Consider the following 13,026-nt stretch of genomic DNA (forward strand, 5'->3'; position numbering starts at 1 on the left):
GAGGCTGCTAGGGCTTGAGGCTGCTGACGACGTCGGCCGTGGCGGAGACGCCGTTGTAGATGGTGGGCGCCAGGCTCGTGCTCGCGAGGAAGAAACCGAGCAGGCCGCACACCAGCGCGTGGGAGATCTTGAGCCCCCCGTTGCGCAGGAAGATCACCGCCAGGATCAGCAGAAGCAGCACCACGGAGATGGATACGGCCATGTGTCGCCCTCCTCGGCCAGTCGCCGCACCCGGTGTGCGGCATTCGGCGGCCAGTCTGGCGGAGCCCGGGCGCCGTCCGGACGTACGGCATGTCGGCCGAACGGGTATTACCTGGCGGTGACCCGTTACTCGCCGTGGGTGCGGAGGAAGCGCGCGAGGCCGGGCAGGTCGTCGGTGTTGAGGTGGTCGACGCGGGCGGCGAGCAGTTCGGCCCAGACGGCGTCGCGGGCGGGGCCGGGGGCGTCGGGGGTGGCCCAGAACCGGACGCGCCGGCCCTCGCGGTGGGCGGCGGTGACGAGCGCGTGGAGCCGGGCCCGTTCGGCGTCGGGGAAGGGGCCGGTGCCCTGCCAGCGGAAGCTGTGGGTCCAGTTGGAGCTGACCAGCGGGATGAGGGAGGCGGGGGCCGCGGTGCCCAGGTCGTCGAGGCGGCCGTCGTAGAACGCGTACCGGACGGCTTGCGCCTCCATGGGGGCGCGGGCCGCGCGGTCCCCGGAGACGACGGCCGTGACGGCGCCGTGCCGGACCCGTCCGTTGACGCAGCGGCTCAGCATCCGGCGGTGGGCGGCCAGTTGGCGGTGGAGTTCCCGGTACGCGGCGACGCCGTCGGCCTTGATGTCGATGAGCAGTTGCACGGGCCGGTGGTGACCGGCGTACACCGTGCCGTGGTTGGCCCTCACGCGGGCCGCCAGCGGGTCGAGGTAGAGCGAGCGCAGAGTACGGGTGGGGTCGAGCTGTGCGGGCTCGTGGGCGACGAGGAGGTCGCCGTCGACGAGGAAGACATCGGCCTCGACGCTGGTGAAGCCGTGCGACAGGGCGTCGTGCAGGGGCCGCCGGTGCAGGTAGTCGTTGTGCGCGTGGGCCCGGCGGAGGGGCCGCGCCGACGCGGTCCGCGCGGCCGCCCGCTGGGCGGGCAGAGTGAGAGCGGTGGCCGCGGTGGCGAGGGTGACGACGGCGGAGCGGCGGGACAGCGGCGCCATGGAGGACTCCCGGGGCACACGGGGGCGGAGGGACGGGACCGAGTATGCTGTCCCGTCCCTCCAACCGCTGCACGCGTGCGTGGAGTTGGCCGATACGTCACCCGGGGTTCAGCGGCGGCGGGCCCGCCTCGTGCCGGGGTCGAGGGCGGTGGCGTGCAGGTGTTCCAGCGCGTCGAGGACGACCGTACGGTCGTACCAGGCCAGCCAGCGGCCGACCTGCCGGCTGGTGTGCTCCAGGGCCTTGAGCTGGGCGGCGTGCAGGTCGCGGATGGGCCGCTCGAAATGGGCGGAGACCATCCCGACGCAGCGCCCGCCGCTGATCAGCGGCACGCTGTGGACGGAACGGCTGCCCGCCTCCAGGACGGCCCGGCGGGCGTCCTCGGCGAAGACCGGAGCGGTGGCGACGTCCCGGACGGTGACCTGGGCCAGGTCCTTCGCCGCCTGGGAACAGGCCGTGCCCTCCTCGCCGACGAAGTCGAAGAAGTCCACGAAGTCCTCGCTGAGCCCGGCGTGCTTCTCCAGCCACAGTCCGCCCGTCGCGTGGTCCCCGATCTGCACGTTGCCCATGTGCGTGGCGGTGATCGCCAGCGTCTGCGACAGGACCTCGCGCAGCACGGCGCTCCGGTGCGCGTGCGAGGCGTCGTCGATGGCCAGCGAGTCGAGGGTGGGGGCCGGGTGCCGGACCCGGCCGGGGAACCACTGGTCCGTGCGGTCGTCGGGCCGTGCCAGCCGGACGACGGCCTCGGCGAGGGTGCGCAGCCTCACGTTGAATCGCTGCGAGGTGTCCTGCATCAGCGCGAAGGCGGCTTCGGCGTCGGCCAGGAGGTAGCGCTCCCGCAGGATCCCCTGTGCCTCCGCGATCAGGGGACGGTTGCGGGCCTGGGCCCGGAGGTGGCGAACCTGGGCACGCAGCCGTACCAGCTCGTGCCGCGTGTCGTCGGTGTCCCGGGCACCGTCCTTGAACGTCTCGGTCATAGGGTCGCGTCTGCCCCCTGCCGTGCAGGTCACACCCCTTCGCGGGCGCAGTCCGTCCATTCGATCGTCCGGTCGCACCAGCGCTCCAGCAGGACGCGGTCGTGGCCGACGGCGAGGAGCCCCGCCCCCCGGTCGCGGCGGTAGGTCTCGACCACGGCGACCAGGGCGGCGGTCGTCGAGGCGTCGAGCATCGCGGTCATCTCGTCGCAGACCAGCCAGCGCGGGCGCAGCACCAGGGCGCGGGCGAGGCAGGCGCGCTGGAGCTGGCCGTCGCTGACCTCGTGCGGGCGCCGGCCGAGGAGGTCGTCGGTGAGGCCCACCGTTCCGGCCAGTTCGGCGACCCGGCCGTCCGCCTCGTCCCGGCGGCCGGTGGCCCGCAGCGGTTCGGCGATGAGGTCGCGCAGCCGCAGCCGGGGGTCGGCGGACATGCGCGGCTGCTGGAAGACGACGCCGATCGCGGTGCGCAGTTCGCGCGGGGCGCGGTGGCGCCAGCCGCGTACCTCGGCGCCGTCCACGACGACCCGGCCGGTGTCCGGGCGGTGCAGCAGGGCGGCGACCCGGGCGAGGGTCGACTTGCCGCAGCCGCTGGGGCCGAGGAGCCCGACGGCCTCGCCGGGCCGGATGGCCAGGGACACGGAGCGGAAGACGGGGCTGCGCGGGTCGTACCCGGCGGTGATGGCGTCGAGTTCAAGCACGGGCGGGCTCCTCGGCGGCGTGGGCGTGGTGGCAGGCGACACCGTCCGTGAAGCGCGGCACCGTCGCGCAGGCGTCGCCGGCCCGGGCACAGCGGGCGGCGAAGGCGCAGCCGTCCGGGAGGTCGCCCAGCTCCGGGGGCATGCCCGGGATGGGGGTGAAGTCCCGTTCCGGGAGGGCGGCGAGCAGGCCACGGGCGTAGGGGTGCCGGGGCCCGGGGTCGCCGAAGAAGCGGTCGGCGTCGGCGAGCTCGACGATGCGGCCCGCGTACATCACGGCGACCCGGTCGGCGATCCGCTCGGCGGCCGCCAGGTCGTGGGTGATCATCAGCAGGGCGCGGCCGTCGTCGGCGTGGCGGCGCAGTTCGTCGGCGGTGCGGTCGACGAGGGCGCGGTCGAGGCCGGTGGTCGGCTCGTCGGCGAGCAGCAGCGGGGCGTCGCCGATGAGTGCGAGGGCGGTGGCGGCGCGCTGGGCCTGGCCGCCGGACAGCTCGTGGGGGTAGTGGTCGAGGAGCCCGGCGGGGAAGGAGGCGCGTTCGGCGGCCGCGATCGCCGCCGGGCGCAGCCCCGCCCGGGGCGTGCCGGCCAGCTCGCGCAGCGTCTCCTCCAGTTGGGCGCGCACGGTGCGTACGGGGGTGAGGTGGGCGGCCGGGGACTGTGGGACGAGCCCGACGCGCCGGCCCCGTACCGTGCGGGCGAGGGTGCGCTCGTCGGCCGCGAGGAGGTCGACCCCGTCGATCACGGCCGTGCCGGCGGTCTGGGCGTTGCCGGGCAGGAGGCCGAGCAGAGCGGAGGCGAGGACCGATTTGCCGCAGCCGCTCTCGCCGACGAGGGCGAGGCACTCCCCCGCCGCGAGGTCGAAGCTCGCTCCGGTGACGGCGGCGATGTGGCGGCCGCCGCGCATCCGGAAGCGTACGGACATCTCCCGTACGGACAGGACGGTGCTCACAGCATCAGCTCCGATCGGCGGCGCGGGTTGATCCGTTCCCGCCAGGCGCCGGCCAGGCCCGCGATGGCGAGCGTCGGGATGATCAGGAAGAGGCCGGGGAAGAGCGTCGGCCACCAGTCACCGGCCAGCAGGGAACCACGTGCCGTCTGCACCAGGTTGCCGAGGCTCGCCTGGTGGGCGGGCAGCCCGAGGCCCAGGAAGGACAGCGCCGACTCGTGCCACATGGCGTGCGGCACCATGAGCACGGCCGCCAGTCCGGCTTGCGGCGCCACCGCCGGCAGCAGGTGGCGGACCGTGACCCGCCACCGCGAGGCGCCGCCGGAGATCGCCGCGTCGATGTACGGGCGCGAGCGCAGCGACAGTACCTCGGAGCGGACGATCCGGGCCGTGGAGAGCCAGTGGGTGAGCGCGACGGACACGATGACCGGCCACACCCCGGGGCGGAACATCGCCACGATGAAGATGCCGAGCAGCAGGTGCGGTACGGACGAGAAGGTGTCGACGAGCCGCATGACGAGCCGGTCGGTCCAGCCGCCGAAGGCGGCGGCCGCCGCGCCCACCGCCGTACCGATGACGGTGGCGACGAGCGCCGCGACCAGGCCGACGAGCAGCGAGACGCGCAGGCCGTAGACGCAGCGCAGCAGCAGGTCGCGGCCTACGTCGTCGGTGCCGAAGGGATGTGCGAGCGATGGCGGCCGCAGCTTGAGCGAGAGGTCGACGGCCTGCTGGTCGAGCTGGACCAGCGGCGGCACGAGGAGCACGGCGAGGGCGACGGCTCCGACGATGACCGCGGAGACCGAGACCCGGACGGTGCGGGTGGAGCGGCGGGTGCGCCCGTGGGACTTCCAGGTGAGCTCAGCCATCGAATCCCACCCTCGGGTCGGCGAGTCCGTACAGCAGGTCGGAGAGCAGGTTGCCGAGCAGCACCGCCGCCGTGGCGAGCACGGTCAGCGCGGCGAGCAGCGGGAAGTCGACGGAGGTGGCGGCCTGCACGGTGGCGGCCGCGATACCGGGCCAACTGAAGACCGACTCGACGAGCAGGGCGCCCGTGATGAGCTCGGGCACCCTGGAGCCGATGAGCGTGAGCATCGGCAGCATGCCGGAGCGCAGCGCGTGACCGAGGAGCACCGTGCGTTCGGCGAGGCCACGCGCGCGTGCGCCCCGCACGGGGTCCTCGTCGAGCGCGTCGGCGACGCCCTGGCGCACGTACAGGAAGAACCAGGGCAGTTGGGAGACGCCCAGGACGAGCGCGGGCAGCACCAGGTGGGAGGCGACCTGCCCGAAGGTGACGGTGTCGCTGGCCGTGTCGGTGAGCCCGCCGGCGGGCAGCACGTCCAGCTCCAGGGCGAAGAACCAGATGGCGAGCAGCCCCAGCCAGAAGGCGGGGGCGGCTTCCAGGGTGTACGCGGCAGAGCTGACGCACCGGTCGAGCCAGCCGCCCTGCCGCCGCGCCGCCAGGACGCCGAGGCCCGTGCCGAGCAGGACGGCGACGGCGAAGGCGGTGGCGGCGAGCAGCACCGACCAGCCGATGCGTTCGCCGATGACGTCGGCGACGGGCTGGCGCATGACGCTGGAGTCGCCGAGGTCGCCGGTGAGGGCGGAGGTCAGCCAGTTCCACCAGCGCGGGACGAGCGGCTGGTCGGCGCCCAGGTTGGCGCGGAGCTGGTCGAGGTTCTCCTGCGAGGCGGTGAGCCCGGCCGTGCCGGCGTACGCCTTGACGGGGTCGAACGGGGATGCCGCGGCGACGGCGAAGACCGCGAAGGTGACGAGGAGGAGGACGGGGACGGCGAACAGGGCCCGCCGTCCCGCCATCCTCGCCATCGCCGCCCAGGGGAGGCGACGGCCCGCTTGCGCGACGGTCACTTCTTGACGCCCTTGGGGATCCAGTTCTCGACGTTCCACCAGGGGCCGGCGGCGAGGCCGTGGTCGTGCGGCTCGACCTGGGTGGAGAGCCCGTCCCACTTGTCGTCGACCACGTACAGGTGGTCGATGTGGGTGAGGAAGGTGTAGCCGGGGTTCTTCACCAGTTCGCGCTGGATGGTGTCGTACGCGGCCTTGCGGGCGGCCTTGTCATTCGTCTTGCGGCCGTCGTCGAGGGCCTTGTCGACGGCCGGGTTGTCGTACCAGGCCATGTTGTTGAACCCGTCGCCGCCGAGGGAGGACTTCAGCAGCAGGTACTGGTCGAAGTCGGGGTCGCCGGGCGAGCCGCCGCCGGCGAGGACCGCGTCGTGCTTCATGCGCGGCTCGATGACCTCCCAGGTCCCGGCCTGGGTCCTGATGTCGATGCCGGCCTTCTTGGCGTCGGAGGCGTACGCGAGGGCGTGGTCCTGGCGGAGCTTGTCGCCCGAGAGGTACCAGAGCGGGAAGCCGGCGCGGACGCCGTCCTTGACGCGGATACCGTCGGGGCCGGGCTTCCAGCCGGCGTCATCGAGGATCTTCTTCGCCTTCGCCAGGTCGTGGGGGCGCTCGGTGCCCTTGGTGAACCACTCGCTGTCGGTGGGGACCGGGCCGTAGGCGGGCTTTCCGGCGCCTTCGAGGATCTGATCGACCATGGCCTTGCGGTCGACGGCGACGTCGAGGGCACGGCGGATCGCGGTGTCGCCGGTGACCTCGTTGTGGGTGGGAAGGGTCACCAGGCGGTAGTCGTAGGTCGTCGCCTCGTACGTCTTCTTCGCGCCGTCGTTCTTGAAGCCCTTGGCGAGGTTGGGGGGCAGGATCGCGCCGTCGAGGTCGCCGGAGCGGAGGCGGGTGGCGCGGACGTCGTCGTCCTTGATGATCGCCATGGTGAATTTCTTCACCTTCGGCGCGCCGCCCCAGTAGTCGGGGTTGGCCTTGAAGCTGATCTTCTCGCCCTTGGACCACCCGGTGAGGACGTAGGGGCCGGTGCCGATGGGCCTGGTGGTGAAGGGGCCGCTGTTGACGTCCTGCTTCGCCGCGATGTGCTCGGGGGCGATGCCGAGGACGGTGCGCTCGGCGAAGGGCGCGTAGGGGTACTTGAGGGTGAAGACGACGGTGTCGTCGCCGACGGCCTTGACGTCCTTCAGGGCGTCCAGCTCGGTCTTGGAGGCGTTGTTCGTCTTCTTGTCGAGGATGGTGCGGTAGGTGAAGACGACGTCCTTGGCCGTGAAGGGCTTGCCGTCGCTGAACTTCACGCCCTTGCGGAGCTTGTACGTGTACGTCAGGCCGTCCGCGCTCACCTCGGGCAGCGCGACCGCGAGGGCGGGCTTGAGCTTCATGTCGCCGTCGAAGGCGAGCAGCCCGTCGAAGATCTTGGAGTTGCCGTCCTTGCCGTAGCCGAGCAGGGGGCTGAGCGACTCGGGCTCGTAGGCGATGCCGACGACCGCGCTGTCCCCGCCGGCCTGGCCCTTGCCGCCGGTGCCCGGGTTCGAGCAGGCCGCCGCGGTGAGGGCCAGGGTTCCGGCCAGCGTGGCGGCGGCCATGCCGCGTATGGATCGGGCGGTCATGGTTCCACACCCCTCGTGAAGCTAGTGAAGATCCGCTGTTGTTGCGAACGACTCGCAATTAAACAGCATGTAGAGGGGTGGGTTCCTCCTGCGGTCCTTACCAGGTCATGCCTGGGTCATGCCGGGGCGGGAAGATCCACCAGGTCGGCGAGGGTCTGCTTGTGGTGGCCCGCCGAACCCAGGGCGATCTGATCGCTTTTCGCCCGCTTCAGGTAGAGATGAGCAGGGTGCTCCCAGGTCATTCCGATACCGCCGTGGAGCTGGACGCACTCCTCGGCGGCGTGCACGGCGACCCGCGAGCAGTACACCTGGGCGACGGCCACGGCGAGCGGCGCCTCGGGGCTGCCGGTCGCGAGCGCACCGGCGGCGTTGCGGGCGGCGGCGCGCGCGTTCACCACCTCCAGCCAGAGCTGCGCCATCCGGTGCTTCAGCGCCTGGAAGGACCCGACCGGCCGGTTGAACTGGTGGCGCTCGCGGGTGTGCCGGACCGTCTCCTCCAGGCACCACTCCGCCACGCCCAACTGCTCGGAGGCGAGCAGCCCGGCGCCGGCGAGGAGCCCCCGGCGCACCGCCGCGCGGGCGGTGTCCGCGTCCGCGAGGCGGGTGCCCCCGGCCTCGGCCGTCACCGTGGCGAGCGGACGGGTCAGGTCCAGCGGGGTCTGCGGTACGACCGTGGCGTCGGCGGCGTCGACCGCGTACAGCCCGTCGGGGCGGACCACGAGCAGGACGTCGGCGCGGGCGGCGTCGGCGACCCCGGTGACGGTGCCGGTGGCCGCCGGCTCGTGACCGGGCCCGGCGGACAGCGGGACGGCGAGCACGGCGGCCGTGCGGCCGGTGGCGAGGTCGGTGAGCAGGTCCCCGGCCCGGGCGGCCAGCAGCGTCTCGGTCGCGACGACGGAGCTGCTGAGGTACGGGACCGGCGTCACCGCCCGGCCCAGCTCCTCCAGCACGACGGCGGCCTCGCGGTGGGAGGCGCCCTGGCCGCCGAGCTTCTCGGGGACGAGGAGCCCGGCCGCCCCCATGTCGGCGGCGAGCGCCTTCCAGAGGGCGGGGTCGTACGGTGTGCCCTGCTCGACCCGGCCGGTCAGGTCCGCCGGGGCGGCGCGGCCGGCGAGCAGGGAGCGCACGGCGGCGCGCAGGTCGCCCTCGGCCTCGGAGTACAGCAGGTCCGGCAGGTCCTTCATCGGGTCAGGTCCTTCCATGCGACGTCCTTGTCGTTGCGCGGCTCGGCGGGCAGCCCGAGGACGCGTTCGGCGACGATGTTGAGCAGCACCTCGCTCGTACCGCCCTCGATGGAGTTGCCCTTGGAGCGGAGGTAGCGGTAGCCGGCGTCGCGGCCGGTGAAGTCGACGAGCTCGGGGCGGCGCATCGTCCAGTCCCCGTACAGCAGGCCCTCCTCGTCGAGGAGTTCCACCTCCAGGCCGCTGATCTCCTGGTTGAGGCGGGCGAAGGCGAGCTTCATCCCGCTGCCCTCCGGGCCGGGCTGGCCCGCGACGAGCTGCTGGCGCAGCCGCTCACCGGTCAGCCGGGCGACCTCGGCGTCCACCCACAGGTCCAGCAGGCGCTGGTGGAGGTCGTGGGTGCGCAGCTCCGGGCGTTCGCGCCAGGTGCGGGAGACGGGGCCGATCATGCCGCCCTCGCGCGGGATGCGGGCACCGCCGATGGCGACGCGCTCGTTGTTCAGCGTGGTCTGGGCGACCTTCCAGCCGTCGCCGACCTCGCCGAGGCGGTGCGCGTCGGGGATGCGGACGTCGGTGAGGAAGACCTCGTTGAACTCGGCCTCACCGGTGATCTGCCGCAGCGGCCGCACCTCGACGCCCGGGTCGGTCATGTCGCACAGGAAGTACGTGATGCCCCGGTGCTTGGGCAGGTCCGGGTCGGTCCGGGCGATGAGGATGGCCCAGCGGGCGACATGGGCGCTGGACGTCCACACCTTCTGGCCGTTGACCACCCAGGTGTCCCCGTCCCGGACCGCCCGGGTGCCGAGTGCGGCGAGGTCGGAGCCGGCGCCGGGCTCGCTGAAGAGCTGGCACCAGACCTCCTCCCCCACCCACAGCGGGCGCAGGAACCGCTTCTTCTGCTCCTCGGTGCCGTACGCGAGGATCGTCGGCGCGGCCATGCCGAGGCCGATGCCGATGCGGCGCGGGTCGTTGTCCGGGGCGCCGGCGGCTTCGAGCTCGGCGTCGACGACGGCCTGGAGGGACCGGGGGGCGTCCAGTCCGCCGAGGCCGACGGGGTAGTGGACCCAGGCGAGGCCGGCGTCGAAGCGGGCCTTGAGGAAGTCGGTGCGGCCGGTGGTGGCGGGCGGGTGGGCCTTCAGCAACTCGCGGGTACGCTCGCGCAGTTCGGTGGCGCCGGTCACTTGGCAGCTCCTTCCGTGCCGGCCGGGAGGACGACCAGGCGGCCCGTGGTGGTGCCGTCCGCGACGCGCTGCACGGCGGCGGCCGCGTCCTCGAAGGCGACCCGGTCGCTGATCAGCGGCTTGATGAGGCCCTTGGCCGCGTACCCGGTCAGGGTGTCGTGGCAGCGGCGGACCGCCTCGGGGTCCTTCTGGTTGTACAGACCCCAGTGCAGTCCCAGGATCGAGTAGTTCTTGACCAGGGCGTGGTTGAGCGCGGGGGCGGGGATGTCACCGCTCGCGAAGCCGACGACCAGGATCCGGCCCTCGAAGGCCACGCACTTGGCGGACTTGGCGTACGCGTCGCCGCCGACCGGGTCGTAGATCACGTCTGCGCCGCGACCGCCGGTGGCCTCCTTGACGGCCGCGACGATGTCGTCACCGCGCCGGTCGATGACGACGTCGCAGCCGAGCTCGCGCGCGACGGCGGCCTTGTCGGCACCGCCGACGACCCCGATGACCCTCGCCCCGGCCGCCTTGCCGAGCTGGACGGCAGCGCTGCCGACGCCACCCGCCGCGGCGTGCACGAGGAGCGTCTCGCCCTCCTTCAGGCCCGCCCGGCGGTGCAGCCCGAACCAGCCGGTCTGGTAGCCGATGTGCAGGGCGGCGGCCTCGGCGTCGTCGAGCGCGTCGGGCGCGGGCAGGACCGTCGCCCGGTCGGCGACGGCGTACTCGGCGAGACCGCCGTAGGGCAGGGCGGGCGTGGCGATCACCCGCCGGCCGTCCTCGGTCTCGCCACAGATCTCCACGCCGGGGGTGAAGGGCAGCGGCGGGCGCACCTGGTAGTGGCCCCGGCACAGCAGCGCGTCGGGGAAGTTGATGTTCGCGGCCCGGACCCTCAGCAGGACCTGCCCGTCGCCGGGCGTGGGCCGGTCCACCTCTTCGCGCCGCATCACCTCGCCCGGCTCGCCGTTCCGGTGTACTCGCCATGCCTGCATCGAGGGCCTCCACAAAGAGTCGGGCAGTACCGCACTGGTCGACCGCGCTGGTCGCACTCGTCCGCATACTAAGCGGTCGCTTGCCTCGGAGGGAACAGCCTCGTGAGCCTCGCCTCACTGGTTGAACGCCGTCCCACCCGTATCCGTATGGATCGGCGGTCCGCACTTCCCCGTGCGGCCCCACCTCGGGCAGGGAGGGCAATTCCATGGCGGGCGATGTCACCGCGCTTTTCCAGGCGTCCACAGCACACAGTCCTTCGATCGCCATGCTCGACCGGGCGGGCGCCGGGGGCGGCGGGGGCGGAGGCGGAGGCGGGACATCCGGCCGGATCACCGACTTCTGCATCCCCTGCAACCCCTACTTCCCCACACCCGCGATGTTCGAGCGGCTCGGCGGGCGCCTCAGGGAGATCCTCACGTACTACCCGAGCGGCGCCGACACCATCACCGCCGAGCTGTGCCGGACCCTCGGGCTCAACCCGCAGACCGTCGCCATGGGCAACGGCTCCACCGAGCTGATCACCTGGATCGACCACCTGCTCGTCCGCGAGTCGCTCGCCGTCCCCGTGCCGACCTTCGGCCGGTGGACCGACCAGCCCATGGAGACCGGCAAACGCGTCGACATGATGCTGCTCCCGGAGGCGCACGGCTTCCGGCTCGACCCGGACGCCTTCGTCCGGTTCGTCCGTGCCAGACAGTCGCGCACGGCGGTCATCTGCAACCCCAACAACCCGGACGGCGGACTGCTGACCAAGGACCAGGTGCTGGCGCTGTGCGACACCCTCCAGGACCTGGACCTGGTGGTGGTCGACGAATCGTTCCTGGAGTTCTCCGACGCGGCCGCCGCCACCACCGTCGTCGAGGAGGCGGTGCTGCGGCCCCATGTGGTCGTGCTGCGCAGCCTCGGCAAGAACTTCGGTCTGCACGGTGTGCGGTTCGGCTACCTCGTCGCCAACCCGGCGCTCGCCGGGCGCATCCGTTCGATGCTGCCGAAGTGGAACCTCAACTCCTTCGCCGAGGCGGTGGTGTTCATGCTCAAGGAGCACCGCCAGGAGTACGAGGAGAGCCTGCGCCGGTCCCGGCACGACCGGCAGGAGATGACCGCCCGGCTCTCGGTGCTGCCCGGGCTGACCGTCTACCCCTCCCAGGGCAACTTCGTGTACGTGCGGCTGCCCGTGGGCGTGGACGGGGCGGTACTGCGCGACCGCCTTCTGACCGAGCACGGGGTCCTGGTGCGCGAGTGCGGCAACAAGGTCGGCAGCTCCAGCCGGTTCCTGCGGCTGGTCGTGCGCCCGCCGCACGAGGTGCGGCAGTTGGTCGCGGCGCTGGAGGGGGTGCTGTACGGCGGGCCGGTGCGGCCGGCTCCCGTGCCGGGTGCGGGCGGCGGCCCGCAGGAGCTGCAACTGGTCCCCGCGTCAACGCCGGTGCCCGGCGCCGCTGCCGTGACGGCCGCCGGAGCCGTGCCCGCCGCCAGGGCCGCCGTGACCGCCGCCGTGCCGGTGGCCGGGCCCATGGCCATGGCCAGGGGGTACACCTCCTCCGGCACGGCGGCCGTCGACCGGCTCGTCAGCGGCTGAACACCTCGAACGCCACGGCCGGGCGCCCGCCGAACCGGTCGGCCGCCCGCTGGGCGTTGGCGGTGAGGAAGGCGCGGCAGTACTCCTCCGGGTCCTCGTCCGTCAGCGCCTCGATGTAGGCCCGGTGCTCCAGCAGCGACTGTATGGCGCGCTCCATGCCGGGCGTCGCGTCGACGGCGTGGGTCGGCGTGGACGACCCCGCGACGGCCACCCAGCGCACGCCGTTCCAGGGTTCGAGGCCCTGCTCGACGAGCTCGGGGAAGATCCAGCGGTTCCCGGCGTCACCGGCCGCGTCGAGGGTGGCGCGGCCGACGGCGACGTGGTCGGGGGTGTTCCAGGCGATCCCGCCCCACGTGTCACGGTGGTTCAGGGTGATGACGAGTTCGGGCCGGTGGCGCCGGATCGCGGCCGCGATGTCCCGGCGCAGGCCGAGACCGTACTCGATGACACCGTCGCGGTGGTCGAGGAACTCCACCTCGGACACGCCGACGACCGCCGCGCTGGCCCGCTGCTCCCGCTCGCGCAGCGGCCCGCACGTGGCGGGGTCGATGCCGTCGATGCCCGCCTCGCCCCGGGTGGCCAGCACGTAGGCGACCTCACGGCCGCCGTCCGTCCAGGAGGCGATGGCGGCGGAGCACCCGTATTCGAGGTCGTCGGGGTGGGCGACGACGGCGAGCGCGCGCTGCCAGTCGTCGGGCATCGGCCGGAGCTGGTCGTTCACATGATCGGTCATGGCGGCAGGATACGGTCGCGATCACCACCGGGGCGTGACGTCCCGGAGTTCGTCGCGGCGGCTTGGTCAACGCGAGGGCCCCCGCCCGCACCATGGGGCGTGCGGGCGGGGGCCGGTTCAG

General features: G+C 73.1%; 13 protein-coding genes. 1 reads left to right on the top strand and 12 read right to left on the bottom strand.

The annotated features are described in order from the left end of the window. Positions 1–7: 7 nt before the first annotated feature. The 11 genes from AB0J57_RS01415 to AB0J57_RS01465 form a co-directional block, all read right to left on the bottom strand. Entirely contained in the window at positions 8–202 is a 195-nt protein-coding gene (locus AB0J57_RS01415; RefSeq protein WP_073759056.1) for a hypothetical protein, read from the bottom strand. Between the two features lie 125 nt (positions 203–327). Beyond that, the gene (locus tag AB0J57_RS01420; RefSeq protein ID WP_366125853.1) at positions 328–1,179 is read right to left on the bottom strand and encodes a phosphatidylinositol-specific phospholipase C/glycerophosphodiester phosphodiesterase family protein; all 852 of its coding nucleotides are present in this window, start codon (positions 1,177–1,179) and stop codon (positions 328–330) included. Positions 1,180–1,287: 108 nt separating this feature from the next. Further along, positions 1,288–2,154 (bottom strand): ANTAR domain-containing protein, encoded by an 867-nt coding sequence (locus tag AB0J57_RS01425; protein WP_366125854.1) that lies wholly within the window; start codon positions 2,152–2,154, stop codon positions 1,288–1,290. A gap of 29 nt (positions 2,155–2,183) precedes the next feature. Beyond that, complete coding sequence (locus AB0J57_RS01430; RefSeq protein ID WP_366125855.1) at positions 2,184–2,849, bottom strand: ATP-binding cassette domain-containing protein; 666 nt, start codon at positions 2,847–2,849, stop codon at positions 2,184–2,186. Then, complete coding sequence (locus tag AB0J57_RS01435; protein WP_366125856.1) at positions 2,842–3,795, bottom strand: ABC transporter ATP-binding protein; 954 nt, start codon at positions 3,793–3,795, stop codon at positions 2,842–2,844. Before AB0J57_RS01435 ends, AB0J57_RS01430 begins: the two co-directional genes overlap by 8 nt. Then, a complete protein-coding gene (locus tag AB0J57_RS01440; protein ID WP_366125857.1) occupies positions 3,792–4,658 on the bottom strand; it encodes an ABC transporter permease in 867 nt (288 codons plus the stop codon). The genes AB0J57_RS01435 and AB0J57_RS01440 overlap by 4 nt, the downstream gene beginning before the upstream one ends. Continuing rightward, positions 4,651–5,616, bottom strand: coding sequence for an ABC transporter permease (locus tag AB0J57_RS01445; protein ID WP_366126439.1), 966 nt, complete (start codon positions 5,614–5,616; stop codon positions 4,651–4,653). Before AB0J57_RS01445 ends, AB0J57_RS01440 begins: the two co-directional genes overlap by 8 nt. 38 nt (positions 5,617–5,654) lie before the next feature. Continuing rightward, on the bottom strand, positions 5,655–7,259 hold the full coding sequence (locus AB0J57_RS01450) for an ABC transporter substrate-binding protein (protein ID WP_366125858.1): 1,605 nt from the start codon (positions 7,257–7,259) through the stop codon (positions 5,655–5,657). Positions 7,260–7,375: 116 nt separating this feature from the next. Next, entirely contained in the window at positions 7,376–8,443 is a 1,068-nt protein-coding gene (locus AB0J57_RS01455) for an acyl-CoA dehydrogenase family protein (RefSeq protein ID WP_366126441.1), read from the bottom strand. Continuing rightward, entirely contained in the window at positions 8,440–9,621 is a 1,182-nt protein-coding gene (locus tag AB0J57_RS01460) for an acyl-CoA dehydrogenase family protein (RefSeq protein ID WP_366125859.1), read from the bottom strand. The genes AB0J57_RS01455 and AB0J57_RS01460 overlap by 4 nt, the downstream gene beginning before the upstream one ends. Continuing rightward, positions 9,618–10,595 (bottom strand): NADPH:quinone oxidoreductase family protein, encoded by a 978-nt coding sequence (locus tag AB0J57_RS01465; protein ID WP_366125860.1) that lies wholly within the window; start codon positions 10,593–10,595, stop codon positions 9,618–9,620. The genes AB0J57_RS01460 and AB0J57_RS01465 overlap by 4 nt, the downstream gene beginning before the upstream one ends. Positions 10,596–10,801: 206 nt before the next feature. Here AB0J57_RS01465 and AB0J57_RS01470 point away from each other — a divergent pair, with 206 nt between their 5' ends. Then, on the top strand, positions 10,802–12,172 hold the full coding sequence (locus AB0J57_RS01470; protein WP_366125861.1) for a histidinol-phosphate transaminase: 1,371 nt from the start codon (positions 10,802–10,804) through the stop codon (positions 12,170–12,172). Here the strand turns inward: AB0J57_RS01470 and AB0J57_RS01475 are convergent. Further along, positions 12,162–12,905: a PIG-L deacetylase family protein gene (locus AB0J57_RS01475; RefSeq protein ID WP_366125862.1), complete on the bottom strand. Its 744-nt coding sequence runs from the start codon at positions 12,903–12,905 to the stop codon at positions 12,162–12,164. The genes AB0J57_RS01470 and AB0J57_RS01475 overlap by 11 nt on opposite strands. Between the last annotated feature and the right edge of the window lie 121 nt (positions 12,906–13,026).

This window comes from Streptomyces sp. NPDC049837, assembly GCF_040674455.1.
Taxonomy (GTDB): Bacteria; Actinomycetota; Actinomycetes; order Streptomycetales; family Streptomycetaceae; genus Streptomyces.